General features: G+C 45.4%; 20 protein-coding genes. 14 read left to right on the top strand and 6 right to left on the bottom strand.

What is annotated here, in order from left to right; translation table 11 throughout:
- Nucleotides 1–164: 164 nt before the first annotated feature.
- Both QUA01_RS01625 and QUA01_RS01630 read right to left on the bottom strand, forming a co-directional pair.
- Complete coding sequence (locus tag QUA01_RS01625; protein ID WP_333089706.1) at nucleotides 165–533, bottom strand: hypothetical protein; 369 nt, start codon at nucleotides 531–533, stop codon at nucleotides 165–167.
- A gap of 32 nt (nucleotides 534–565) precedes the next feature.
- Complete coding sequence (locus QUA01_RS01630) at nucleotides 566–811, bottom strand: hypothetical protein (protein WP_333089705.1); 246 nt, start codon at nucleotides 809–811, stop codon at nucleotides 566–568.
- Between the two features lie 833 nt (nucleotides 812–1,644).
- Between QUA01_RS01630 and QUA01_RS01635 the strand changes: the two genes are divergently transcribed.
- From QUA01_RS01635 to QUA01_RS01655, 5 genes are all read left to right on the top strand, one after another.
- Entirely contained in the window at nucleotides 1,645–2,571 is a 927-nt protein-coding gene (locus QUA01_RS01635; protein WP_333089702.1) for an energy-coupling factor ABC transporter permease, read from the top strand.
- Entirely contained in the window at nucleotides 2,564–3,220 is a 657-nt protein-coding gene (locus QUA01_RS01640) for an energy-coupling factor transporter transmembrane component T family protein (RefSeq protein ID WP_333089700.1), read from the top strand. Before QUA01_RS01635 ends, QUA01_RS01640 begins: the two co-directional genes overlap by 8 nt.
- 131 nt (nucleotides 3,221–3,351) lie before the next feature.
- A complete protein-coding gene (locus QUA01_RS01645) occupies nucleotides 3,352–4,086 on the top strand; it encodes an energy-coupling factor ABC transporter ATP-binding protein (protein WP_333089698.1) in 735 nt (244 codons plus the stop codon).
- A gap of 288 nt (nucleotides 4,087–4,374) precedes the next feature.
- On the top strand, nucleotides 4,375–5,379 hold the full coding sequence (locus QUA01_RS01650) for a 2-hydroxyacid dehydrogenase (RefSeq protein ID WP_333089695.1): 1,005 nt from the start codon (nucleotides 4,375–4,377) through the stop codon (nucleotides 5,377–5,379).
- Between the two features lie 195 nt (nucleotides 5,380–5,574).
- Nucleotides 5,575–6,012, top strand: coding sequence for a CAAD domain-containing protein (locus tag QUA01_RS01655; protein ID WP_194009737.1), 438 nt, complete (start codon nucleotides 5,575–5,577; stop codon nucleotides 6,010–6,012).
- A gap of 417 nt (nucleotides 6,013–6,429) precedes the next feature.
- On the opposite strand, the gene aroA is transcribed toward QUA01_RS01655, so the two are convergent.
- Nucleotides 6,430–7,785, bottom strand: a complete 1,356-nt coding sequence (aroA, locus tag QUA01_RS01660) for a 3-phosphoshikimate 1-carboxyvinyltransferase (protein ID WP_333089692.1) — start codon at nucleotides 7,783–7,785, stop codon at nucleotides 6,430–6,432.
- A 536-nt stretch (nucleotides 7,786–8,321) separates the two neighbouring features.
- On the opposite strand from aroA, the gene QUA01_RS01665 reads away from it, so the two are divergent.
- The gene (locus tag QUA01_RS01665; RefSeq protein WP_333089828.1) at nucleotides 8,322–8,816 is read left to right on the top strand and encodes a hypothetical protein; all 495 of its coding nucleotides are present in this window, start codon (nucleotides 8,322–8,324) and stop codon (nucleotides 8,814–8,816) included.
- Nucleotides 8,817–8,936: 120 nt separating this feature from the next.
- On the opposite strand, the gene QUA01_RS01670 is transcribed toward QUA01_RS01665, so the two are convergent.
- Nucleotides 8,937–9,416: a hypothetical protein gene (locus QUA01_RS01670; protein WP_333089690.1), complete on the bottom strand. Its 480-nt coding sequence runs from the start codon at nucleotides 9,414–9,416 to the stop codon at nucleotides 8,937–8,939.
- Nucleotides 9,417–9,743: 327 nt separating this feature from the next.
- Here QUA01_RS01670 and QUA01_RS01675 point away from each other — a divergent pair, with 327 nt between their 5' ends.
- The 3 genes from QUA01_RS01675 to QUA01_RS01690 all read left to right on the top strand — a co-directional run bounded on the left by QUA01_RS01675 (nucleotide 9,744) and on the right by QUA01_RS01690 (nucleotide 12,113).
- Nucleotides 9,744–10,421 (top strand): hypothetical protein, encoded by a 678-nt coding sequence (locus QUA01_RS01675; RefSeq protein ID WP_333089687.1) that lies wholly within the window; start codon nucleotides 9,744–9,746, stop codon nucleotides 10,419–10,421.
- 475 nt (nucleotides 10,422–10,896) lie between these two features.
- Complete coding sequence (locus tag QUA01_RS01685; protein ID WP_333089685.1) at nucleotides 10,897–11,196, top strand: putative quinol monooxygenase; 300 nt, start codon at nucleotides 10,897–10,899, stop codon at nucleotides 11,194–11,196.
- Nucleotides 11,197–11,309: 113 nt separating this feature from the next.
- Complete coding sequence (locus tag QUA01_RS01690) at nucleotides 11,310–12,113, top strand: MOSC domain-containing protein (RefSeq protein ID WP_333089682.1); 804 nt, start codon at nucleotides 11,310–11,312, stop codon at nucleotides 12,111–12,113.
- Between the two features lie 95 nt (nucleotides 12,114–12,208).
- Here the strand turns inward: QUA01_RS01690 and QUA01_RS01695 are convergent, their stop codons facing one another.
- Together QUA01_RS01695 and QUA01_RS01700 are read right to left on the bottom strand one after the other, a co-directional pair.
- On the bottom strand, nucleotides 12,209–13,078 hold the full coding sequence (locus tag QUA01_RS01695; protein ID WP_333089680.1) for a calcium-binding protein: 870 nt from the start codon (nucleotides 13,076–13,078) through the stop codon (nucleotides 12,209–12,211).
- Between the two features lie 73 nt (nucleotides 13,079–13,151).
- Nucleotides 13,152–14,825, bottom strand: a complete 1,674-nt coding sequence (locus QUA01_RS01700) for a methyltransferase domain-containing protein (protein ID WP_333089679.1) — start codon at nucleotides 14,823–14,825, stop codon at nucleotides 13,152–13,154.
- A 375-nt stretch (nucleotides 14,826–15,200) separates the two neighbouring features.
- Here QUA01_RS01700 and QUA01_RS01705 point away from each other — a divergent pair, with 375 nt between their 5' ends.
- The 5 genes from QUA01_RS01705 (at nucleotide 15,201) to QUA01_RS01725 (ending at nucleotide 26,964) form a co-directional block, all read left to right on the top strand.
- Nucleotides 15,201–19,046 (top strand): glycosyltransferase, encoded by a 3,846-nt coding sequence (locus QUA01_RS01705; RefSeq protein WP_333089676.1) that lies wholly within the window; start codon nucleotides 15,201–15,203, stop codon nucleotides 19,044–19,046.
- A gap of 149 nt (nucleotides 19,047–19,195) precedes the next feature.
- Nucleotides 19,196–19,945 (top strand): peptidylprolyl isomerase, encoded by a 750-nt coding sequence (locus tag QUA01_RS01710; RefSeq protein ID WP_194009725.1) that lies wholly within the window; start codon nucleotides 19,196–19,198, stop codon nucleotides 19,943–19,945.
- 136 nt (nucleotides 19,946–20,081) lie between these two features.
- A complete protein-coding gene (locus tag QUA01_RS01715) occupies nucleotides 20,082–23,078 on the top strand; it encodes a peptidase domain-containing ABC transporter (RefSeq protein WP_333089673.1) in 2,997 nt (998 codons plus the stop codon).
- Nucleotides 23,079–23,138: 60 nt separating this feature from the next.
- Complete coding sequence (locus QUA01_RS01720; RefSeq protein WP_333089671.1) at nucleotides 23,139–25,145, top strand: chromosome partitioning protein ParA; 2,007 nt, start codon at nucleotides 23,139–23,141, stop codon at nucleotides 25,143–25,145.
- 142 nt (nucleotides 25,146–25,287) lie between these two features.
- Nucleotides 25,288–26,964: a hypothetical protein gene (locus QUA01_RS01725; RefSeq protein ID WP_333089669.1), complete on the top strand. Its 1,677-nt coding sequence runs from the start codon at nucleotides 25,288–25,290 to the stop codon at nucleotides 26,962–26,964.

The raw sequence follows: 26,964 nt of genomic DNA on the forward strand, positions 1-26,964 counted from the left end.
GAATGGATTTTTGGCAAAAAGTGTTTTTTTTAAAGGCCTAAAGTGGTAAGGTGCGATCGATCGCGCCTTACCGCTTTAGGTATTTGACTTTTGTCCTAATTTCAAGAAAAAGTTTCCCAGCAAGGCGCGCGCCGCGCAGCTTACCGGACAGTTTTTTGTCTCAGTTAGGGGTTGACTTCCAAGACTCCATTAGGAGCAAACACTACGGTAAATTGGGCTGCGGGTACTGCACCGCTGTTACTCTGAGTTTGGGAAGTCTGCTGCAAAGAAGATAGGGGAGTTTCTTGGGTGAAATCTTTGGCTGGTTGATTGAGCGGCTCGAAATTTGCGATCGCCCCATCAAGACTCGCAGTCACGCGATACACTAGATTTTGCGTGAAGGTAGGCTTAGTTTGCCAATCTCGATCGATGCGATCGTACAGTTTCAGACTTAACTCCTGTAGCTGGGCGCGATCGGTAATTTCTACTGTCTGATTAGTCCCATTCACCGCCTGAGCTTCTGGCTGGCCTGCTGATACAGGTACAGCTTGCACAGTCTTATCTGTACCGCTCTGGTAATAGCTGTTTAAGTAGACTGATTAGTAAAAGGCACAACATCAGGAGACTTTTCAGGCAACTTTTTTTGGCTGTCAGCAACTACCGCCAGCAGCGCACCGCTACTGGTAATAGCTGGTTGGGCGGGCCGATCAAAACTCCGAACATCTGCCGCAGTACCATCAAGATTTTTCAACTCTGGTGTCCAAGATTTGACGTAAATACCGCGAAACTTTTCTTTTTGCGCTACGCGAAACATCGCTATGGGATAAGTCACACAAAAAAGAGTGAAAACTCCCACACAAGCCCAAACTATTTTGTGCATCTCCCTGGCTGGGAGCGGCTTATTTTTTGTTTGGGCGTTGCTGATTTACGGTATGAAAGGCTAAATATGCAAGTCATAGAAACCAGAATCCACAAAACTTCTGAATTTTCAACTTATTTTTTTCATACCCTGATTAAGCAACGCCTGTTGGGAAAATTACTTGACAATAATTGCATTAGTTTTTTGAATATCTTGAGAATGCCCGCAGTGTGGACTGAGCCGTGAAGCGTAGCTATCCCGTAGGGAATCGCACGTTGGCGCGATCGACTGCAGCCAAAATATTACTGACTATATTAAGTAGCAATAATTCGGGCTTTTTCATTTTTCCAACACCCACTAATTGCGATTTGACTAGCTTTCGGGCAATTTTACTGCGGCTTCGGTCAAAAAGTTAATGCAATTAATTCTCAAAAATCGAGAATAAAACCAATTGAGAATTTTCAGTTAATTCTTTATATTTTTTTAATCTTTTGCTTGACCAACCCAAAAACGGATGTTAAATCGGGCAAGAAATATTAATAATTTTTATCAAAAAGCTGGCAGGTGCGGGCTGTAGGTCTAAAATTCGATTAATTGTTAAGAATTACTTAATCTCCGATCGCCCAGGAGTGAAAATTATGGCGGTTTGTTGCCTGCATCCTTGTAACAGAAGCCATCGCCCGCCACGAATTGCCCCCTAAAGAAGAGCATCACAGCCCCGCACCAATCCCCCCATAGGGCATAGTAAAGTTTTGTAAAAAATAGTTGACTAAAGGGTTGGGAGTTCTCTTGTTTGGGATACATCGATGCACATACCTGATGGTTTTCTTTCACCGCCCGTAGCCATTGTCACCGGCGTAGCAAGTGCAGCAGTAATTGCAGTTGCCCTAAGTCGAACCCGCACCAGTCTGGGATCGCGGCAAGCCCCAATCATGGGATTAACTACAGCTTTCGTGTTTGCAGCCCAGATGATCAACTTTCCCGTAGCCGGTGGCACCAGCGGGCACTTGTTGGGAGGGGCGCTGGCATCCGTGGTTTTGGGGAGTCCTTGGGCGGCAACTTTGGCGATGAGCACGGTTTTTATCATTCAAAGCGTCTTGTTTGCCGACGGGGGCATCACCGCCCTGGGTGCGAATATTTTTAACATGGGGCTAGTGGGCATTTGGGTTGGCTGGTGGCTGTTGCAGCCGTTGCAGCAACTCTTGGGAGGTTCCCGGAATCGTTTGCCCCTAGCCGCGGGTATTGCCGCCGCCCTCAGCGTCGTTGCTGCTTCTATTTGTGTGGCGATCGAACTAGCAATTTCTGGTACAGTACCGCTGAATATCGCATTACCCGCAATGGTAGGCGTACATATTTTAATTGGCATTGGCGAAGGGATAATTACAGGCGGAGTTTTAACTTATCTCATCAAAGTTCGGCCGGATTTATTACCGGGAGAACAGCCACAATTGCAGAAATGGGTAGCGCCAGTAGTAGGGGTTTTATTAATTTCGGGCTTGCTTTCGCTTTTCGCTTCAAGTTGGCCCGATGGGTTAGAGGCTGTAGCCGAAAAATATGGCTTTAAAGATAAAGAAGCTGTGGCGATCGAAAATCCTACTCCTTTAGCAGATTACACAGTTAAAGGATTAGAAGAACAGCCTATCGGTACTAGCATTGCTGGAGTTGTGGGATCTGCCATCTGCTTCGGTGCAGCCTTTGGTATTGCTCAATTAGTCAAACCGAAAGATGCTTAAACTCTCGATACCTTTTCGATTGCGGTTATCTCTGATAATTGTAGTCGGCATTGGTTTTATGAAGACTGGCGCTTGGCTGTGGCTGGGGATTTATGGGGCGATCGCACTTTTTTGGTCGTTGTGGCTGAGATCACCGCTGCGAACCCTATTACAACTGTTAGGAGCAGAATTAATTTTTCTGTCATTGTTAGTATTGCCACAAGGTTGGGAACGTGCCAGTTTTCTGTTGCTGCGTTCCCTAATTTGCCTGCTAATTATGAACAGTTTTCTGCTAACTTTGCCGCCCCATAGTTTCGGAATCGCCCTCAAAGGATTGCCCCTACCAGCAGGTTTGCAAGAGATAGTTCTGTTAGCAGGACAATACTTAGAAATCTTGCTGTCCGAAGTCAACCGCATGAAAAGATCCGCGCAACTCCGAGGCTTATCCGGTACGGCAGGATGGTTGCGCTACGCCAGTGCTTCCATGATCGGAGCGCTTTATTTGCGAAGTCTCGATCGCGCAGAAAGAGTACACGCAGCCATGCTAATTCGCGGGTATCAAGGAAGTTTGCCCACCGACTCAAAATCAACACCAAAACAGCGACTGTGGCTGACACTCGCGATTTTAACCGCAGCGGGATTAACAATAGCTTCTTACGGTAATTGGTAATGAGTCATTAGTCATTAGTCATTAGTCATTAGTTGTTGTTGATTTAAATGTTTTTTTACTCTCCCCTCTCTGCGTTCTCTGCGCCCTCTGCGGTTAAAAACTCTTAATCCTAAAATCGAGGCAAATAAAAATTGACTAATCTCAAATCACCGCCAACCATTGAAGTGCAAGACCTAGTATTCAGCTATCCCCAACAAAAGCCAGTATTGCGGGGAATTTCCTTTAGTTTGCAACCAGGGGAAAGAGTAGGCTTAATGGGTTTAACAGGGGCTGGAAAAAGCACCTTACTCGAAAATTTAATCGGCTTAAAAATGCCTCAATCCGGCGAAATTAGAGTGCAGGGAACAAAGCTCGAACAGGCGACTTTATCGCAAGCGCGGAAGCAAATAGGATTTTGTTTCCAAGATGCTAACGACCAGCTATTTATGCCGACTATTTTAGAGGATGTGATGTTCGGGCCCCGCAATTATGGAGTGTCGCCTGGGGAAGCGCGCGATCGAGCTTTAGATTTATTAGACGAATTCGGTTTAGTCGAATTTTCCAACCGTTCCGCCCACGAACTTTCCGGGGGTCAAAGAAGGTTAGCAGCCTTGGCAGCAATTTTAGCATTAAAGCCTGCAATTTTAATCTTAGACGAGCCGACTAACGGACTAGACCCCTCGTGGCGCAGACGTTTGGCTAAAGTTTTGTCGCAATTGCCGATCGAGGTAATTTTAATCGCGTCCCATGATTTGAATTGGATCGGAAAAACGACTCAAAGGGCGTTAATTTTGGCGGATGGTGAGATTAAAATTGACAGAAAAACTGAAGATTTGCTAAAAGACAAATCAACTCTTGAAAGTTATAATTTGCCGCCAGATTGGTAATCGGCCATTAGTTTGTAGGGTGCTACAACCTCAGACTGTAAATTGCGAGATCGAAGGAGGCATAGTCTCCGGCTTTGCATTACCAGGCTCTTCCTGGTAACGAGCAATTGCTTAAGTGATTAAATTTTCATTTTTAATGCCAAAAATTAGGTTGTTTGATAGAGGCTTTCGTTGGGAAACTACAAATTTCTCAGGGAAATTGTTTTTTTGGGCTAGGGAGTTTTGGTTAGGAAAGAGAGTTAATCTGGAAAGAATTGCTAACTATTACTGAATTTGCAGGCAAAAATCATGAAGGTAGCTGTATTCAGCACGAAATCTTACGATCGCACTTTTTTGGAAGCAGCCAACAGCGGCCAACACGAGTTGGTGTTTTTTGAACCGCGCCTGAATCTGGAAACGAGCGTATTAACTGCGGGATTTCCGGCCGTCTGCGCCTTCGTTAACGACTGTTTGGACGCTCCAACGCTCCGGGCGATCGCCCAAAATGGCGTGCGCTTGCTGGCGCTGCGATCGGCCGGATTCAATCACGTCGATTTAGCAGCAGCCCGCGATTTAGACTTAACTCTGCTGCGAGTTCCCGCTTATTCTCCCTACGCCGTCGCCGAACACGCAGTCGCCATGATTTTGTCCCTCAACCGCAAAATCCACCGCGCCTACAACCGCGTCCGCGAAGGCAATTTCGCCCTAGACGGCTTGTTGGGTTTTGACCTCCACGGTAAAACGGTGGGAATTGTCGGTACTGGCAAAATTGGCGCGCTTACTGCCAAAATTCTGCACGGATTCGGCTGTCGCCTCCTGGGATACGATGTTGTTCACAACCCGGATTGTGTGGCCCTGGGGATGGAATATGTGGCGCTGACCCAACTGTTCGCCAACTCGGATGTTGTCAGCCTCCACTGTCCGCTGATCCCGGAAACTTACCATTTGATCGATGCAGGGGCGATCGAGCAAATGAAGCCGGGGATAATGCTGATCAATACTAGCCGCGGTCAGTTGATTGACACTAAAGCTGTCACCAAAGGGCTGAAATCTGGCAAAATTGGCTACCTCGGCCTAGATGTATACGAACAAGAGACGGATTTGTTTTTTGAGGATTTGTCGGATCTGGTGATTCAAGACGACGTATTTCAGCGCTTGCTGACTTTCCCCAACGTCCTGATTACCGGACATCAAGCTTTTTTCACTCAGGAGGCTTTGCAAAATATCGCCGAAACCACGATCGGCAATATCACCGATTTTGAACAAGGGCGTACTTCTCCCAATCAAATCGACCTCAGTGAATTAAAAAAATGAGTCAAAAGAGCGATTTTGCAACGACGGCAATTGTTTAAAATCAATTGATATGTTTGTTTTGCTTGCAATTTGTGAAAGTCTGGCTTAATCTCATCAATTAGTCCCGGCTGCCAGAATGCTGTGCTAAATGCCGGATAATTATACTGGCAGCAACTCAAAGCCTGCAATTTTACTTGACACCGGAGGAAGTATCAAATGACACAAGCTAACTTTTCTGACGACACACAAACGATGACTGAAGTCGTCACAGTAGACCTGGTGGCTGACCAACCCGGGGTCATCACTACAGTGACAACTACAGAAACACCGACAAGCCAGTTCCAAGATATTAAAGACCAAGTTCTCACAATTTTGTCGGAACTTCCAGTTTATCTCTCCAATTTTTTTACTGAATACCAAAAGCCTCTGATCACAGTGGGTTTAATCCTGGCAGGCGGTGTTAGTCTTAAGGTAATGCTGGGAGTTTTAGCGGCTCTTAATGATGTCCCTTTGGTAGCTCCAGTTTTTGAGTTAATTGGCATGGGATATACGGGTTGGTTTGTTTACCGCTATCTCCTCAAGGCTTCTACTCGTCAAGAGTTATTAACGGAAGTTGATTCTTTTAAAGAACAAGTTGTAGGCAAAGATTCTTAGAGGAAGTCATTAGTCATTAGTCATTAGTCATTAGTGATTAGTGATTAGTCATTAGTAATACCAAATTCGGGTTTGGGATACCTACCCTTTATCAACCAGTCGGCGCAGGCCGACATCGTTTGTGTAGAAGCAGTTTCAACCGCCGAATCATCCAGGAGTACGTTACCCGAATTTGGTATCAGTGGTTATTGGTCATCAGTTATGGGTGATTGGTTATTGGTTATTGGTCATCAGTTATGGGTGATTAGTTATTGGTTATTGGTTAGCAGTTAATGGTTATTTTTGAGGCTAGACCAATAACCGATAACAAGTAACCGATAACAAATAACAAATAACAAATAACAAATAACCAATCCCTCCGCTTCGCGCTCGCCCAATTCCCAATCCCTCCGCTTCGCGCTCGCCCAATTCCTAATCTTAATTTGGATGGCAAACTTGTTGCAAAGTGGCGGTAAAATCGGGGTAGGAAATGGCAGCAGCTTCGGCCCGCTGAATGTTGGTAACACCTTTGGCATTCAGGGCTGCGATCGCCAAACTCATCGCTATTCTGTGGTCGGTGTAGCTGTCAACATCCGCGCCAGTTAAAGGAGTTCCGCCGGTAATTTCTAAGCCGTCGGGTAACTCAGTAATTTGGGCTCCCATGCGGTTGAGTTCCACAGCAGTCACGGCCAGCCGATCGCTCTCTTTGACTCGCAACTCTGCCGCATCTCGAATTATTGTAGTACCGGACGCAAAAGCTGCCGCAACTGCCAAAATGGGGATTTCGTCAATCAATCGGGGAATTAAGTCGCCAGCAATGGTGCATCCCCGTAACTTACTGGAATAGCGAACCAAAATATCCGCTACAGGTTCGCCAGCCGCCTCTCGCTGATTTTGCAGTTCAATGTCAGCGCCCATCATCTCCAAAGCTTCCAAAATACCCGTGCGAGTTGGGTTGACTCCGACATTTTCGACTACGAGCTCGGAACCTGGGACGATCGCCCCAGCCACCAGCCAAAATGCCGCCGAACTAATATCTCCCGGTACAATCACATTCTGCCCTTGTAGTTGCGCGGGCCCAGTGACTGTAACGCTGCAAGTTTCTGGATCGACGCTCAATTTTGCTCCGAAGGCCCGCAGCATCCGCTCGCTGTGATCCCGCGAGAGAGCGGGTTCTGTGACTGTAGTTTCTCCCTCAGCCATCAAACCGGCCAGCAAAATGCAGGATTTAACTTGAGCTGAGGCGATCGGCGAATGGTAGTGAATCCCTTTTAACCGCTGTCCGAGTATCGCTAAGGGAGCTAAAGAACTGCTTTTTCTACCCCAAATTTGCGCTCCCATTTGTTGCAGCGGTTTAATGACGCGCGACATGGGGCGCGATCGCAAAGAACTGTCACCAGTTACCGCAAAAAAACGCCCTGGGTGAGACGCTAAAATTCCCAACATCAACCGCATCGTCGTGCCGGAATTACCCGCGTCCAAGACTTCGAGAGGCTCCTTTAACTCGCCAATTCCGACACCACGGACGCTCACCCGTTTTGCGTTAAGTTCCGAAACCGAGGCTCCCAACAGCGAGAAACATTTAGCAGTGCTGCGGGGGTCTTCTCCTAGCAGCAGTCCCTCAATAGTCGTTTCACCGCTGGCGATCGCGCCCAACATCAAAGCTCTGTGAGAAATCGACTTATCCCCTGGCACTCGAATCCGACCTCGCAGCGATAAGCCCGAAGCAGGTTTTTGAATGCTTAAAGTTTGACTTTCGCCTAGAAGCGAAGTAGTTATAATATCAGCTTGCATTGAGATAAACTAGGATGGGACAGCGTTAGCTATCCTACCCTTTTCTCAGTCCTAAGTCATACCATTTTAGATTTTAGATTCTTCGACTTCGCGAGCCAACAAGTTTTAGATTTTAGAATGGGGAATGATATACCGCATAGGGCTTTGGAACAGGGGCTACCCAATTTCATTATTTTGTGAAACTGGTATCAGTCACGGGGGACAGCAGATGCAACTGTACAGATTTTATCTTGATTTTACAAAAACCATCCGTATATTTGCTCATATTTCACTTGTTGCACTCAGTTATTGAACAGATGATTGAATTTTGACTGAACAATTTTAGATTTTCGATTGCTAGTTGTAGATTTTTGATTGTTTTAAGCAAAATCTCCGGAATTTGGAATCCAACCAATCTAAACTCTAAAGTATAAAATTTCAAACTTGTACGCTCGCAACTTGTGAGCCAGCGTCTTAACCCCTCAAGTCGAAGGGAGCCGAAGCAAGCCGAAGTATCTCAAACCACCCGATCCACAATAACTCCTACACTTTTATTTATGCTGACGCATCACCGCAAGCCTGTAAGTTTATCGCTGGTATCCACAGATTTACCTTTGTGGTCATTCGTTGAAACCGCTGGTACGCTTTATCAAAAAGACAGCGATCGCTTTCACTTGTTGCTACACGAACCGGCAATAGTCGATCGCCAATTTTCCAACGAACCTGGCGAGGAAGTTGCTATCTTACCAACAAGCACAAAACCCCGGTTGCTGTGGCTAGAAGTTTCGCCCTATCGGGTCATTATGACCATGCAAGGAAACGGCAAATACAGTTACCGCCACTGCTGGGAACGGGGAATGTACGGGCTTAGCCGTTACTGGCTTCAGGGCGAATCGCTGGCGACTCCCGAACAGTTGCGCCTCCGCAACTTCACTCGCAACTTGACGCTGACAGGAAAGCCGGAACCGGGACACTTGCGGTTAGAATATGAGTTGTGGTCGGAAAAAGTACAACTCGGTCGCTATATTTTGAATCTAGAAATTCATAATTAAATTTGGTAATTGGAAATGGGTGATTGGGAATGGGTAATTGGCAATTAGTAGATACTAGATGAAGGCGAGGCTTTGCTCAAACTCAAAACTCACGCACTCAAAACTCAAAACTCTTAGCCTTTACCGATCACTCTTGCAATATTTAATCAGTTTCTCAGTCAAAGCGTCTAGATTTTCCGCTGCTTGATTCGCCTGCTGTCCGTATCGGAGAATATTTGCGCTAGCTGTTTTGATTTGCTCTCGACCTTTTATACTGGTAGAAGCCTGATTTGCAGTCTCAAGAGCTTTGGCTATGTCGCCTAGTGCTTGACCCATTTCCCGGAAGGATTTAACCGATGGGCCTTGAATCTCTTTGAGGGTGGGATCTGTGACTTCCAAAGCCTCAAGTTGTTTCGCTGTCTGGTTCAAATCTTTAGCTAAGTTCTTGCTAGTTACAGCATCGTAGCTGCCTTTCTTAAGATCGATGAGAGTCTTGCCTTTGGTGACAAGTTCTGTAAACTTAGTACACTGGACAGTTCGGTTCTCGCCGCAACTAACAGTCAGGGTACAGCAAGCAACAACTAGGCACAGGATGGCAATCTGTTTGCGAAAAAAGTACATGAATCCTCGGTTATAAAAAAAGTAGATTCTGGGATTTTATAGTATAGTGGAGAGTTTCGATTTTGGATACTTCGATTTTCTTCGACTTCGCCATAGGCTAAGTCGTCGTAGAAGTTTGAGATAGAAAAATTGACTCAGCTAGATTAATCAAAAAAGTTGGAAATTGGGTCTAAAATTAGGATTGTTCACTTAGGAGTGTGGGGGTTTTATCCGTTTTTAGGCAGATAGCGATTAGCGGATTTAGACAGCGATATATCTAGTGTCGAAAAACCAGACGGCTTTCAGACAAACACGGCGTTAGCGAAAGTACATACCTGTTCAGGAACTATGGTCAAAAACAGCAATAACCTACAGAAGGGCAGCATTTGGGGATATCTTACCCTACTTTTGCCTATTTGCTTGACGGCGGTTGCCAGTTTCGAGTCGGGAACGATGTTTTGGGCGATCGCCACCACAGCCGGAATTGCTTGGGCTTACAAGTTTTACCAGCAGCAGCAAAAACATAAACTCGCTCATTTAGATTCGATTTTCTACAAGTTGATCAAGGAAAATCAAGGGCGAGTTACGGCTTTGGATTTGGCGATGAATGCGAAACTCCCAGGATCAAAGGTTCAAGAATATCTTGACAAACGGGCCTATGAGTTTGCCGCCGATTTTGAAGTGACGGAACAAGGAGGAATTTTGTATTATTTTCAAATAGCTCCAAATGTCAATCAAAGCGCCACACCTAACGCGGCAATAGCTGTTAAAGAGCATCCCACAAATGGGGAACAAGCACAAGAAAAAAAACCTAATTTATTTCCGATAGCTCAAACCAAGACTCCTCAAAAGCCGAAAATCTCTTTTACCCAGACGGAACTTTCCCGTCGCTTCAAAGTTCACGCCACTACGATCGGCAAATGGAAAGTTAAACCGGAGTTTGCTGAGTGGAGCCGCGAAAAAGACCCGGAGAACCTCGCCTGGGAATATTCTACAGCCAACAAACGATTTTATCCCAAAGATTGAGAAGAAGTTGTTAGTTGTTAGTTATTGGTTATTGGTTATTGGTTATTGGTTATTGGTTATTGGTTGTTGGTTGTTAGTTGGTAGGGGCGGTGGATGGTGCGTGCCCGCCCTCAGTTGTTAGTTGGTAGGGGCGGTGGATGGTGCGTGCCCGCCCTCAGTTGTTGGTTGTTGGTTGTTAGTTGTTAGTTGTTGGTTGTTAGTGCTGTCCCCCCCCGAACTTTCCATCCAACGTCATCAGGAAGAAGGAAGAAGGAAGAATATACCAAGAAAGCCGGTTTACACGACGTTCTGCGGTTGGTAACGAAGAATTTTGGAATCAACCGGGTTTCTGAGACTTGAGCGCGTCCTGGAAAGATTATGCTGGCTGTTGACCGATCGACCTCTTTGAGTTATTTTTAGTAAAATCGTGTTTTGTTGAGTTTGCCCGATCGACATCGGTAAATTCGATCGCCATAACAGCTTGTTTTTTTACCCTATGTCCAAACCAACCTTGCGAGTAGTCGCCCGTCTCACAGCCTTTCCCGACAAAGTAGCAGAACTTAAATCTCTGCTGCTGAGCATTATCGAGCCAACTCGCCAAGAACAAGGCTGCATCAAATACGAATTATTGCAAAATCAAGCCGATCCTACAGATTTCACCTTTGTTGAAGAGTGGGAAAGTGCAGCTTTGCTAGAACAACATCTCGCTTCAAATCACCTTCAAACCGCCGTGCAGAAATTAGAAGGTTTGGCGGTTGCACCTCCCGATATTCGCCGCTATGAATTACTAGCTTAATCGGCTTTTTATAGCAATTTTATTAATGTTTTTGAATTAGCTTGTACCCCCTAGCACCCCTTAGTAATGGGGGGACAAGAATTCAGTTGAAATGGAAGCGCCGCTAAAAAAATATGACAGTAGCAACAATAAAACAGTTATTCATTTACCCCATTAAAGGGCTGACACCACAAGAAATGTCGGGGTTTGCTTTAACAGCAGGACATGGCATTAAGGGCGATCGCGCTTTTGCTCTAATGTTTGCCGACAATCCTGAATTGGCACAAATGCCCGCCGAAAACGCGCCTTGGAAGAGCAAAAAATCTTTTGCAGTTCAAAACGATTGGCCGTATTTAGCAGCTTTAGAATGCCATTATGAACCGGAAACGACCGTTTTAACAGTCAAAGGTCAAGGAGTTTCACTATTGTCAGCAGCGACGAACACAGCAGCGGGGCGCGATCGCATCAGCAGCTTTTTTAGCGAATATCTGGCGGAAATGCAGCCCACAAAAGAAGCGAGACACCCGGAGTTTGCACCTTTGCGCTTAGTCGGCGACAGCAGCGGCTTAACTCGTTATCCAGATCGAGAACCGGTACACATTTCTCTCCTCGCCCAAGCCACCCTAGACGAATTAACCGAAAAGGCCAACCAACAGATAGACGTGCGCCGATTTCGCCCGAACATTGTGCTAGAAGGTATGGAAGCGTGGTCGGAATTTGAGTTAATCGGAAAACAATTTCAATTAGGCACGGCGCGCATAGAAGTTACAGCACGAATCGGTCGCTGTGTCAACATAGAAGTAAATCCAGAAACGGGCGATCGGGATATTCCCCTACTGAGTTTACTCAAACAAGAATTCGGTCACGCACAAACCGGAGTTTTAGCCAAAATCATCAACAGCGGCACAGTTAAAATCGGCGATAGTTTAAATTTATAATTCGTTCGTAATGAGGACTAAAGTCATTCTTCGTTAGTAATGAGGACTAAAGTCCTTCTTGGATGCGGACTAAAGTCCTCACTACAAACCTCATATTATCCTTCCTCCGAAATCCTCACCTTATTACCAATCAACTTGAGAAAACTCGCCCCAAAATGTTGAATTTCCAAAAAATTAGCATAAGTAGGAGTTGACTTGTAAACCCTAAAAGTTCGCATAATTCCCAAAGTCGCCGCACTTTCCAGCGGGCCAATAAAGCTAGTATCCCTATCCAAAAAATGAGACTGCTTAGCCCAGTAAGCCATCTGTTCCGCATTCAAAAAATAGCAACCCGAATGAGGATTCAAAGCCCGTTCAAAAGAAATTGGCTGTTCCATAATTTTCCCCATTAACTGCGGCTGTTCCTCCACATTTTGAAACTTAGCAGTAACTCCTGCCGCTAAATCCCCATCAATATATGCTTTAAAAACAGCCCCTTGAGGCGATATTTCATAGCGATTAGGCTGGAGCAAATTTCCATTTCCGCCGTGATGTGTAAACCAATTTAATTTGCTAAAAAGCCAAGAATCGTGCAGAATCAAATCATCTTCTAAGTAACAGAAATAATCGTATTTGTCAAGACACGCTCGCAAAACTGCTTGACACTCAAACCCCAAAAGTAGCGGTTCGCATTTTGTAGCGTGGTGCATAAAAGACCTAGGCTGTACCGGCAGTTGAGCCAACAAATGATAGCCTTGAGTAGTGCAAACAACAATATCAATTTCGTGTTTTTGAGCTTGATTGGCTGGAATAGTTGCACATTCCCGAATATCAATCATCGACTGAGATTGACCGTACAAAGCTTGTAGCGATGTCACGCAAGCAGTTAAAGCATTCAGTCTCGGTTGCGGGTCGTTTCGCTGGGAAGCGTGTTTCCCGTCGCCGCTGGGATTGTAAAAGTGAGCAATAGTGAAGAGAATTCGCATTGGTGTGGAGTAACAATTAAAAATTAAACAATAAAACAGAACGATCGCACAATAACTATAAATCTTACCGCACTTAGTCGCTAAACAACTCCGGCAATCTTCCTCGCAACTCAGCATTCAAACGCGGCAACTCGTCCCGCATTTGCAAGTACCAGTCTCGCCGCTGCCGGTAGTGCCCGCACAGCAAGCGGTTGTCGCGAACCCATTCGTAAGCATTCGCGGCTATTTGTTGGCGCAGAATATTATCATTAATTAGCGAATTTAGCTTGATTTCAAACTCTTTTTCATGTTTGTAAATTAACCCAGTTTTACCTTCGATAATTGAATGTTCGTAGACTGTGGGACTTGCCAAAACCGCAACTCCCCGCGCCGCACATTCAATGAATTTTAAATCTGATTTCATTTCGTTAACTGGGTTGGCAACTAGCGGCAACAAAGCTATATCGCAACTGTACATAATTTCTTGATACCGTTCGTAACTGCAAAACGGTTCAAATTCCTTTTGCTGTATTTCCAGCGCTTCAAAAAATCGGCGGTCGTGGATGACTTTAACTCGAATCCGATGTTTGTGTGCGACCAAAACTCGATTGAGCGCTGCCATAATCGGCTGCCAATCTTGTTCGCGGTTGAGCGCACCAAAAAATAGAGTTACTGTATTTTCTGTCGGGTAAATTCGCGCCGGGGGCAGATAAGCTAATTGATTGGGAAATACGGCAACATTGGGATTGTAGTGCCGCAAAATTTTTGCTAGCGGTTCTGTCGTTGTTTGAACGCAGTGACAGCCGCGATAGCTGAGGTGATTGTTGTCTGCATATTCGCGGCGGCGGATTGGATTGTCGTCAATTTCAGCTACTATTAAGTAGTCTTGTTGCAGCAGTTCTTTGAGCTTGGGAATATAGGCGGGATATTGCATAATTGTCCGCTGCCAGATGAAGATTTTTTCTTCTCCAGCTAGCGGACTAATTGATTCTACTGTTTTCACGCTGGAGACGGTGCGGACTCCGGGAATTGTGGCGCTAAATTGGTCAGGTTCCAAAACTCGCACGCGATCGCACCCTGTAGGAGCCATAATGATAGTTTGGATCAGCAGTCTGCGGGGTGATATGACCGATTTGGTCGATCGCGCGATATAATATTCAGCACCGGTTTCCGTAGCAAAATCCGTCGCTGTCAGCTCTAAAGCCTTCACCATTGGATGCAGCAATTGCTGGAAGCGGACAAAAGTTTCGGTTTTGTGTCCCTTTCCTTGCAGTTCGTAAACCTGCAATTCGGCATCAGCAAATAGTGATTTAATACTTTCTAGGGTAAACCAGTGCTGCATCTTGCTGTCGGGATTTTCCCAATTTCCCCGCAACAGATTGACAATGCGCCGCCAGTATTGAGCGTTGGGGATGGCGGCGAAAATTTGCCCGTCTTGGTTGAGCAAAGCACTGTACTGCTTGAGGACATCCCAGGGATTTTTGAGATAGGGTAGCAAGTCGCCAAAAATCAAGCAATCGACGCTTCCGGGGGCGATTTCGAGACTTTCTACGGCAAGTTCTTCAATATCGGCTACCGTCACCCAGTTTAGCCGATCGACCGCAATCTTAGCTTTTTCGCGATCGCGCTCAATGCCAATATACTGACAGTGGGGATTTATCTGCCTGTATTCTTCACCACTCGAACCCGTACCGCAGCCAATTTCGACTACGACATTAGCATCCGGCGGTAGCAGTTTCAAAAGGTCGTGGTTGACGCGATCGATCACTTTGTCTAAAATTCCTAATTAGTTTATTGTAAAATCAAACAGAGCAACCCATGCGACAGAAAACCAGCCGAAAGTTAGCATAGCGATGCCAGTATACAATAGCGATCGGCACATTTGTCAAGAACAAAATTTTCAGAGACCAACTCATTCTCTTGCTCTTCCCTCCCTTCTCTTCCTCAGCGTACTCTGCGCCCTCTGCGGTTCAATTAAATCCTGTTCCCCATCCAGCAAAGATTGCTACATCTTAGCAAACATTGAGAACACGATAATTTATTCTCAACTCCTACCCTCCTCAACCGCCATTGAGAATATCAATTAATTCAGCTTTTTAATCAAAAAAAATAACACCACACTTAGCTCAATACATTTAAAACTATGAATCAAAATTTAGGAATCAACATCGCCGGTTACATCAACGGCGAATTTGGAGTCGGAGAAGGTGTCCGAGCAAACATCCGAGCAACAGAAGCAGCCAAAATCCCCTTTAAAATAAACAATTTTTCCCGCAGTCCCCACCGCCAACAAGACAACACCTATCAAAATTTTAGCTCTGACAATCCGCACCCAGTCAACTTAATTCAAGTCAACGCCGACGAAGTGGCAACCTTTATCAAACATAGAGGTTCAAGTTATTTTCAAAACAAATATAACATCGGATTTTGGGCATGGGAAATACCCGCATTCCCCCCCCAATGGCAACCAGCATTTAATCACTTTCACGAAATTTGGACTTACAGCAATTATTGTGCCGAAACAATTGCCCAAGTTTCACCAATTCCCGTCATCAAAATCATGCCCAGCATTGCTCTGCCCGCACCTTCAGTCAGCAGAAAAGAGCTAGGCTTGCCTAAAAATAAATTTATTTTCCTGTTTATATTCGACTTTTGCAGCCGCATCGAACGCAAAAATCCTTTAGCTACAATTCAAGCCTTCAAACAAGCTTTCGGCGAAGATGACCGCCTATTGTTAATTATCAAATCTTCCAATTCACATCAATTTCCCGAAGCTAAAACCGCCTTAAACTTAGCCATAGCCAACAATTCAAACATCAAACATCTAGACGGGTATTTGTCCAAAGATCAAATTAACGGCTTGCTCTACAATTGCGACTGCTACGTATCGCTGCACCGCTGCGAAGGATTCGGCTTAACAATGGCTGAGGCGATGTTTTATGGCAAACCTGTAATTGCCACCGACTATTCATCAAATACAGAATTTATGAATGTCGGTAACAGCTTTTTAGTCAAGTATAAATTAATCCCGATTGAGCAAGATTGCGGGCCTTACAAAAAAGGCAATGTTTGGGCCCAACCGGATGTCGAACACGCGGCTGATTTAATGCGGAAAGTTTTCAATAATTACCAAAAAGCTCAAGAAATTGGAGCGGTAGCTGCTGAGGAAATTCAGACTTTACTCAACCCGCAAGTTACGGGTAGTAAAATTAGAAAACGTCTCGAATATATTGCCGAGATTACTGATAACTTTCAAAACTTGCCTCTGTCAGCAACAGCCAAAGCAGAGTCTGCAAAAATTAAGGCTGACTTGCAATCATCACATCCCAAAACTCAATCAAAAGCCCAACTGCAAAACTGGCAGCCTTTGGTGAGTATTTGCATTCCGACGTACAACGGAGAAGCGTTTATTGAGGAAACAATCAAAAGTGCTTTGGCTCAGACATATCCCAACATAGAACTGATTGTATCCGATGACGGTTCCACAGACCGCACAATTGCGATCGCCCAATCCTTCCAATCCCAGACATCCGCCGACTTCCGCATCATCCTGCACCGCAACTACGGCTTATCACAAAACTGGAACTTCTGCATATCCCAAGCCAAAGGTGAATACATTAAATTTCTGTTTCAAGACGACTTGCTAGCACCAGAATGTATCGAAAAAATGGTAGCCCTCGCCCAAACAAACCGAGAAATCGGTATGGTTTTCTCCCCGCGCGCTATCACCATCGCCGCCGATGAATCTCACCCGATTTTGCGTAAAGCTTCCCAATCAATTAACGATTTGCACAAAAGTTGGTCGAATTTAAAACCTATTCAGCCCGGAAAAGAATTGCTAGCAGATGCTAACTGCTTGAGCAACCCCATCAACAAAATTGGCGAACCGAGTACCGTATTAATTGCCGCCAGAGTTTTTGCCGAAATAGGATTGTTTGATTCAGGATTGTCTCAGTATGTAGACTTAGATATGTGGTGGCGCATCATGGGCAATTATCACATCGGATTTGTAGACGAAAAACTGTCGTCACTCAGGATTCATCCCAACCAACAAACCTGGAAAAACTTCGCGGCTGGGGAAAATCATAAAGATGTGGTCAGATTTTACAAAAAACTGCTAAATAGTCCTGAGTACAGTTTCCTCAATCGCGAAATAAAACATACAATCCGCCAAAAGTTAGCCATAAGAACCCAGCCTAATATATCTAACTTGTCAGCGCTGGTAGCACAGTACAAAAAATTGCCATCCAACCAGTTTATTCTGGAAAAAATGCGCCAGTACCGCCAACAATTAGCGGAATATTGGCTGAATTTTCCAGTCGAAAATTTAGAAAGCGCTTACTCGCAAGCAGCAGGAAAAGCTCATAAGTTGTTAATGGATAGCCACCTGAAACATGAAATTTTAACGGAGTCAGAACAAAGTTTTGTGCAGCAGTTAGTCTCGCAACTTGCTGACGCAGGGGCAATTGCTGAGCAGATTCAATATCTCCTGGCAGCGATGCTGTACGGGGAGGCTTATCAGTTGCGACTAGAGTATAAAAATGCAGCGATTCCCCAGTGGGTTTTTGACGATTTTCTGAAATTTCTATTTCAATCTCCGACTTGTTTTCAGCAGAAGGGAGATGTTGAAAAATACTCGGAATATTTCCAGGGGTTGATAGAGTACGTCGCTGCTAATATTGCCCGTTTTCCCGATGCGGAAGTTTGGCGCTATTTGGCTGCTTATATTGCTAAGAATGTTAGTTTTAAAGTTTTGTATTTGAGCGAAGCTAATCTGCTAGATGTCTTAATTCGACGAGCTGATATTTTGGAATTTTATTTAAAAAATATTGGTTGTCAAATAGACTGGATTTTTGCTGAAAGAGCAGTTGAACGAACTAAAATTAGAGTGGGATTTTTGCTGGATCAAATTAGTGGAAACTCAGAGACTTTTGCTGCTATTCCAACGTTTGAATATTTGGATAAAACCAAGTTTGAAGTTATCGTGTATCATTTCCAGGTAGAGGATGAGCAATTGGGGAAATATTGCGAAAGTTGCGCTGACAAACTGGTGCAACTTTCGGGGGATTTGCCAGAGCAAGTACAGGAAATTCGATCGCACGATTTAGATATTCTGCTAATTTGCACTAATATCGCCGAAACTTCCCAAGCAACCGCGCTGCTGTGTTTGCACCGACTGGCGCGGGTGCAAATGGCTACCGCTGCATCAAATCCGGCCAGCACTGCAGCCCGAAATATCGATTATTTGATTGCTGGAGATTTGACATTGCCGACAGGTGCAGCAGCACAGTATCGGGAAAAATTAATTACTTTAGAAGGTTCGGGAGTTTGTTTCAGCTATCCGGTAGCATCAGCGGCTGCCACAGTTGAACCGACTCGCAGCAGTTGGGGAGCCACTGATGAATCTGTAGTGTTCATCTCCGGTGCTCCGGTTTGGACAATTATCCCAGAATTGCGATTAACTTGGGCAAAAATTATTGCTGCTGTGCCGAATTCTATTTTAGTTTTGTATCCCTTTGGTTCGGGCCGAGAAAACTACGCGGCGGTGCCTTTTTACAACCAAATTCGATCGACATTCAGGGAATTTGGTCTTGACAAACAGCGGATAGTTGTGATAAGGGCGCTAAAAAATCGCGCAGATTGCATAAAATGTCTGAAATTAGCTGATATATATTTAGAAGCCTATCCATACAGCGATGCCGGCTCCGGTTCAGAAGCGCTGTTGGTAGGGTTGCCAGTAGTGGCAAGAAAAGGGCAAAAAATTCGATCGCGCCCATCAGCAGCAGTCCTCGAAGAGCTACAACTTCCGGAACTTGTAGTAAACAGCGAGAACTCTTATATAGAGCTAAGTACAGCACTGGGAACCAACCCAAAACTGCGCCGGCACTATCGGGATCGAGTCCAGCAAACAATGGCGACAAACCCCAAAATTCTTGATAGCCTCGCTTACTCCTCCCTGATAGGCAAACTATTTGAAAGGAACCCGTAGCCCGGTAAAGCGTCAAGAAATAGACAGCAATAGCGCTAGCTTTCTTAACGCTCTGCTATCATCGGGAGATTGAGAGGTTAGTGGTTGTCGCTCTTTTCCTGCCACAGCTAAATTAAAAGGGAAAGCGCAAGTCAGTTGGAGATAAAAAAATGACAGGACTTTTTCAAATAGGCGATAAATTGCTTCAAGCTCAGGATATGCCATCGCTCCTGAAGCGGTATCAGTTGATGCCCCAATTTTTGCGGGGTGTAATCATAGACCAAGCGATCGCATCCTTTAGTTGCAGCGACGAAGAACGACAGGGAGCCGTCGAAAACTTTCTGGCACAGCACCAACTGACAGCGCCGGAAGCCCGAGAAGCTTGGCTCCGCAGCCAAAACATGACTGCAGCAGAACTTCAAGACATGGCCGTCAGACCCTTGCTGATCGAAAAATTTAAGCAAGAGACTTGGAGACCTAAAGTTGATAATTATTTTTTAACCCGCAAAGCCAGCCTAGACCACGTAGTCTATTCCCTGGTTCGCACCAAAAATCCAGCACTAGCAAACGAACTTTACTTTCGCATCCTCGAAGGCGAACAAACCTTTGCCGAAGTGGCCCGCAACTTTTCCGAAGGCCCAGAGTCCAAGTCCGACGGCGTGTTGGGCCCTGTACCCCTGAGCCAGCCACACCCGGCAATCAGCAAACTTTTGTCTGTCAGCAAGCCAAATCAACTCTGGACGCCGCGTCCTCTGGCAGAATGGATGGTAATTATTCGACTAGAACAGTTCATGCCGGCCCAGCTCGACGAATCGATGCGGCTGCGCTTGATTAACGAACTTTTTGAAAGCTGGGTCGCCGAACAGGTATCGAAGATTGGCCCGCTACAACCCCTGTCTTCGGTGTCTTCAATATCGTGACCGAAAGCAATTTTGTCTGGGGCCCCGGATTTATCCGTGGAAACTTTAAAAGCGTAGCATCATGACAAAAAGCCTCTGGATTCATCTGTGGATTCAATCTAAAATCTAAAATCTAAAATCTAAAATCTAAAATCGGATGACTTCTGCCGCTGTTTCCCTCTCCCAGATTCAGGATTTCTTAGCTAAAACACCTCCCTTTGACCGACTCTCTGAGACGGCTCTTCTAGCGTTGGTGGCTAAATGCCAACTCCTAGGCTACAGCACCGGGCAACCCCTGTTTGAACGGGAAAAAATGCCGGCTCAGGTGGCAATTATTTATCAAGGCCAGGCTCGGCTGCTGGGGTTTGACCAGCGATCGCAGCGCCACGTCAGTTTGCGCTTGGTGCAGTCACAGGAAATTATAGGTTGGGCTGGCTTACTCAGGGGAATTCCCTGCGAAACGGCGATCGCCTCTACAGATGTAATCGCGATCGTCATACCTGCTGAAGATTTCCTGAGTGTAGTGGAAAAACAACCCACATTCGGAGAAGCCTTTCGCGCTCACTCTTCCTTGAGCGAAGTATTTGAACTGTTGAGCCTGGAATTGCAGCGCCAAGCCGACGGTACTTCCAATCTCAAGGAACTCACCCTGCAAGCTTGGGAAGACGCGACAGTTGTCAACGTGCCAAAGGGCAACAAAAAAACCCAAGAGCTCGCCCAAGAGTTAGATGCCGATCGCATTTGGCTCGTCAGCAGCGGCGTCTTGGGCGATTTTCCCACCGGTAGCCGTTTCTCTGTGGAAACCGCAGCCAAATCCTTAAAAGTAGAAGGCCACGCTGGCGCGCGCTTGGTCGGCTTCCGCGAACCCCCAGAACCGCAACCAGAGTCACAAATCGAAACTTCGATACAAGACCCAGGCGTGAGGTCGCTTAGTGGTGAAAAATCGCTGGTGATTAAGCCCGCACCACCTCCTGCAGACCCGCGAGCCGAAGTACCAAAGGATACGAAATATCCGGTTTTCCGCGCCAAAGGAACCATAGATGCGCCCCTAGCTTGCTTCCAAATGTTGAGCAAGTATTTCGGCATCAAATTTCGTCGGGATATCATCCGCAAAGTTCTAGAAAATCAGTTAAAAACCGCTGGTGCGATCAACTTGCAAGCCTGCGGGGCGATCGCCCAAAGCATCGGCCTCACGCCCCAATTGGCCCAAGTTCCAGCCGAAGCCATCAACCGCATCAAAGCTCCCGTAATGATTAAATGGGAAGATAGCTTTGCCATTATTTACAGCATCACCGAGCAAGAATTGGTGATGGCAACTCCTGAAAAGGGGCTGATGCGGAAGCGGATACCTCAGTTTAAAGAAATCTGGGGAGAACTAGGAGAAGTCCTGCTGCTGCAAGCTCCCCAAGTCGAGCAAAAAGAGCAGTTCAGCTTCTGGTGGTTTGTGCCGGCGCTGATGGAACACAAAACAGTGTTTTTTGAAGTGCTGTTAGCCTCATTTTTTGTACAGTTATTCGGTTTGGCTAACCCATTAATCAGCCAAGTAATTATTGATAAAGTATTAGGTCAGCGCAGCATCGACACCCTGGATATTTTGGGGGCGTTTTTGTTAGGTGTTGCCCTGTTTGAAGGACTGCTAAATGGTTTGCGTACCTTCTTATTTATAGATACTTCCAACCGTATCGATGTCAAATTGAGTGCGGAAATTATCGACCACTTACTCCGGCTGCCCCAGAATTACTTTGACAACCGGCGCGTCGGAGATTTGGTTTACAAATTCAGCATGATGGGCCAGATTCGGGAATTCATGACGAGTACAGCTTTAACAGTTGTTCTCGATGCAGTATTCTCGGTGGTCTACGTCGCGGTGATGCTTTCCTACAGCGTGAAGCTAACCTTCGTATCTTTGGCAGTGGTACCGATACTGGCGCTGATGATTATTCTGATTAATCCGCTGGTGCTGCGCCTTATCAAACAAAGAAATATGCGTTTTGCTGACTCTCAATCTTATCTAGTAGAAGTAGTCAGCGGAATTCAAACTGTTAAAGCTCAAAATATTGAATTGAAATCTCGCTGGGAGTGGTCGAGCCGCTACGCAAAATACATTACAGCCAGTTTTAAAACAATTATCACGGGGACTACTGCAGGTACGATTAGCAGCTTTTTAAACCAGGTGGGTAACTTGGCTCAGTTGTGGGTGGGAGCTTATTTGGTACTGAGCAATGACATGACTTTGGGTCAGTTGATTGCTTTCCGAATTATTTCGGGGAACGTGACTGGTTCGCTGCTGCGTTTTGTGAGCGTTTGGCAGAGTTTCCAAGAAGTCTCGATGTCGATCGATATGCTCAAGGATATTGTCGATAAACCCACGGAAACCAGCGAGGAAGACAGGAGCAATATCCCGCTGCCTGCAATTCAAGGGGATGTTAAGTATGAGGAGGTTTCCTTCCGATTCCTAGAGAGTGGGGCTCTGCAATTGGCGAATGTGAATTTGGATTTTCCCGCTGGCAGTTTTGTGGGAATTGTGGGGGGAAGCGGTTCCGGTAAAAGTACGGCGATGAAGCTGTTGCAGCGTCTTTATGCCCCGCTTTCGGGCCGGATTTTTATTGATGGTTACGACATTGCCAAGGTGGAATTATATTCGCTCCGCAGTCAGCTTGGGGTGGTGCTGCAAGATACTTTGCTGTTTAACTGCTCGGTACAGGAAAATATTGCCCTGAGCAATCCCGATGCGAGTACCGATGAGATTGTGCGGGCGGCAAAACTAGCCGTAGCTCACGACTTTATCATGGGCTTGCCTGCTGGCTACAATACGATAGTCGGAGAGCGGGGTGCGTCGCTTTCTGGGGGTCAAAGACAGCGTTTGGCGATCGCCCGCACGATTTTGCAAAACCCGAAATTGCTGATTTTAGACGAAGCTACAAGCGCCCTCGACTATCATTCCGAACGCCAAGTTTGCAATAACTTAGCAGAAGCTTTTGCCGGCCGCACGGTGTTTTTCATTACTCACCGCCTGACTACCATCCAAAACGCCGACATAATTATTATGATGGATCAAGGCTCTGTAGTCGAGCAGGGAACTCACAAAGAATTAATGGCTCTTAGAGGACGTTACTATTGCCTCTTCCAACAACAAGAGTCATCGAATACTTGATATCTCACAACTGACAACTTACAACCGATAACGAACAATTAATAATTTGGGAAGTAACAAATGGCTATGAAATCGATCACGCTTTCTGAGCAACCAATCATTCTCGAAAAACCAGCGATTTGGTCCCACTTGTTTTTGTGGATGATCATGCTGATGACCACTTCGGGTGTAGTTTGGGCTTATTTTGCTAGCGTAGAACAAGCTGTCCCGGCTGTGGGCCAATTGGAACTAAAAGATGGTGCTAGAGAGATCCAAGCACCCGCTACAGGGGCGGTGGTGAGACTTCACGTTGAAAATGGCGATCGCGTGGAAAAAAACCAGCCTCTGCTCACTTTCAACCCCCTAGCACCCGCAGCAGATTTAACGTCGGTCCAGAAAACTAAAGAGGCCCTGGAAAAAGAAAATAAATTTTACGAAGATGTTGTTAACGGCAAAGTTCAAGGCCCGATTCCTTCTAATTTAGAATCCACAATCAAGGACAGACAGAGCCTCGTGGCACAAAATCAAGTGCTGCAAGCTCTGATTGACGAGCTGTACCTCAACAGGGGATCGAGCGGAAATTTTGATGCCAGTCAGCAAGGACTGTATGTTAATTATCGATCGGAATTTCTCTCTCGCGTAGCCGCAGCCCAAGGTCAAGTTCAGGAGTTGGACAAACAACTCAAGCAAGCTGAGAATGCTGAAAAAGCTGCCGGCGCTCAAATGACCGTCGCACAGCAACAATTGGGTTTTGCTCAGAACCAATTAAATTATTCTCAACAGCAGTTAGCTTCTTCGCAAGAGCAAGTCAAATCAGCCCTGGCTCAAAAAGATTTGGCTGACGAACAGTTAGCAAAATCCCAACAAGTCTTGAAGTCTAATCAAGCCATTCTGGGTAGACTAGGCCCGCTGGTAGAGCAAGGAGCGATCGCCGAACTGCAAAAAGAAAAGCAAGAACAAGATGTTTTCAGAGGCCAAAGCGACGTTCTTAAACAGCAAGATCAAATCAAGCAGCGCGAAGGTGAAATCAACTCCCGCAAAGGCGAAATTAACACGCGCCGAGGCGAACTCAATACCCGCCGGGGTGAAATTAACGCCCGTCAAGGTGACATCGAAAAAATTGCCGCAGAAATAGAGCGCCAGCAAGGAGAACAAGCGCGCATTCAGGAGTCTATAGCCCGCGCCGAAGAACAGTTAAAAAACACTAAGGATGCCTGGGCTAGAGAACTGTACACCAAAATTGCTGAAAACCAGAAACAAATTGCCAGCAGCGATTCTCAGCTTAGCCGCTTAAAAGTAGAAAACCTCAAAAAGCTGTCCGAGGTAAATGCTCAGCTAGAAAAAGCGCAGCAAAACCGCGATACTCAAGTGCTGAAGTCTCCAGTCTCGGGGGTAATCTTTGATTTGAAACCTTCTAAGAAGCAGGATGCGAAGTTGGATATAACGAAAGATCCGATTTGCCAATCCATCATTAACTCAGTGGTAAAACCTGGGGATCCCCGCCCGAAACGCTGCGAAGAAGCTTATTATGAAGCGCAGCAAACCGAGAAGCTGCTCAAGGTTTTGGACGACGAAAACGGTCTGGAAGCAGTTGTTTACCTGGAAAACAGCAACGTAGCTCTGGTATTGGATGCCATGAGACAGAAGCGCGAGAAATTGGAGCCGTATCACGGCAAACAATTAGATGGAGAAAAAATTGATTGCGAAAAAGGTAAAAGTTGCGTGTGTCCAGAGAAGGAAGTTAACAGAGAGAAATTGGGTCTGACGAAATACGCCTGCGTGCCTGTAGAAGTCAATGTTGAAGCTTTCCCGGCCTTGGAGTTTGGTACTGCTGAGGGTGAAGTGAAAGAGATTAGCAAGGATGCTGAGCCTCCTACCGAATTGCGGAAATACTACTCTTTCAAAACAAAAATCAAGCTCAAGAATCAAAAGTTTGTTTTGAACAAGAACAAGCCAAATCAACAGGAAGTTAACTTGCAGTCGGGAATGGCTGTAAGTTCTAATATCAACATCGGCAAGCGGACTGTTTTGCAGATGTTTATCAACCGATTTACTGGCAAACTGGATACGTTCAAGACTGTTAAGTAGCGAGCTGTTGACTGTTGACGGTTGACTGTTGACGGTTGACGGTTGACGGTTGACGGTTGACGGTTGACGGTTGACTGTTAATTGTCAGTCGAAAAGCTGATGACTGGATTTTACACTTCCGATGCTACCGGATTTGATGTTAATGAAAAAATATATTTTATTTAGTCTATACCTAATTCCTGTTGTTATATTAATCGGATTTGTAGCGCATTTTAGCATCAACGTTCCCATCGATGACGAGTGGAGATTAGCCCCCTTGTTTGAAAAAATCGCTCAGGGAAATATAACTTTTAACGATTTTTGGGCATTGCACAGCAATCACCGCATAGTGTTCCCGAAAATAATTATTTCGCTGCTGGCTTTTGCTTCTAGATGGAATATTAATTATCCGTTGTGTCTCAGTATAGGTTTGGCGGGGCTAACTTTTATCGCCACCTACAAGTTATCTTCTCTACAAGCTAAAAATGGAGATAATTTGTGGCATTTAGCTAATATTTTAACTTGTATATTGGTGTTCTCCCTGGTTCAGCACGAAAACTGGCTTTGGGGATTTCAATTAGCCTGGTTTTTGGTAAATTTGTGTTTTGTATCAGCGGTTAATGTGCTGGTTTCAAATAACAATTTTTCGCCTAAAATTAGAATATCTCTTGCTGCTATATTCTGCTTTATTGCTAGTTTTTCCCTGGCTCAAGGTTTGCTTTCTTGGTTGGTGGCAATTCCGGCTGTGATGGCTTTAGAAGGAAAAATAGTACATAAAAAAATCAAATTAATTGTATGGATGTTGCTGTTTGTGACAACTTGTGCTATTTACTCAATAGATTATCATCCGAGCCGGAAAACAAGTATTATTTCATTGTTGAATAAGCCGCTGGTGGTGATTGATTATTTTTTAAGTTTGTTGGGTTCGCCAATTGTGCGATCGCCCGGAGTTTCTGCATTGGTAGGATTGGTAATATTCACAAGTTTTATATTTTTTGTATGGCATTTTGGGAGAAAAATTACCGAGAATCGTGAGGCCTTACCTTGGCTGTCAATAGGTTCGTTTTCGGTTTTAGCGTCTTTGTTTATTACCGCTGGGAGGGCAGAATTTGGGGCGATTCAGGCGATCGAATCTTCAAGATATACGACTAATTCGATTTTGCTGTTGATTGCTCTGGTTCAGCTCGGACAATTGTTTGTCCGAGGTAATATGGCTACCATAAATCGCAACTATAAATTTATTTATAGGGGATTGGCAGGGCTGTTAATTGGGATAATTATTGTTAATTATCAACAGGCGATCGCCCAAACTAGCTCGGCACTTCTTTACAAGCAAGGCGCTCAAAATTGTTTGCAATTAATTAACTATTTGGAACCGTCGGACTTTTTCAAGAATTCGCCAGAAAGCTGTTTGAGGGTGCTGAGCAAAAAAACTTGGCTGGTGAGAGAAGGCGCTGCAATTCTCGATCGAATAGGTTGGAGAAAGTTCGCGAAAAATGTAGAGTTTATTGCTAATCCAGAGAAAGTTTACGGCTATTTAGACAAACCCCCAACGGGCGAAAAATCTTTCAAGGCTGCTGGTTGGGCAATTTTGCCAGAAAATTTGCAACAGCCTAAGATTGTACTGCTATCTGTCGGCGACAAACAATCTTTTTTTGCTAACGCTTATGTAAATTTGGACAGTCCCGATATTGCTAAGATTTTGCAATCGCAGTTGTACAATAATGCGAGGTGGGCGGTTGATGTGTCCGATCGCGATTTGTCGATCGACCAAACCTATATCAAAGCTTGGGTGTATAATCCTGTTGACAACCAGTTTGTCCAGTTGCGCGGAGGATGA

This window comes from Microcoleus sp. S36a_B3 (assembly GCF_036700745.1).
GTDB lineage: Bacteria > Cyanobacteriota > Cyanobacteriia > Cyanobacteriales > Microcoleaceae > Microcoleus.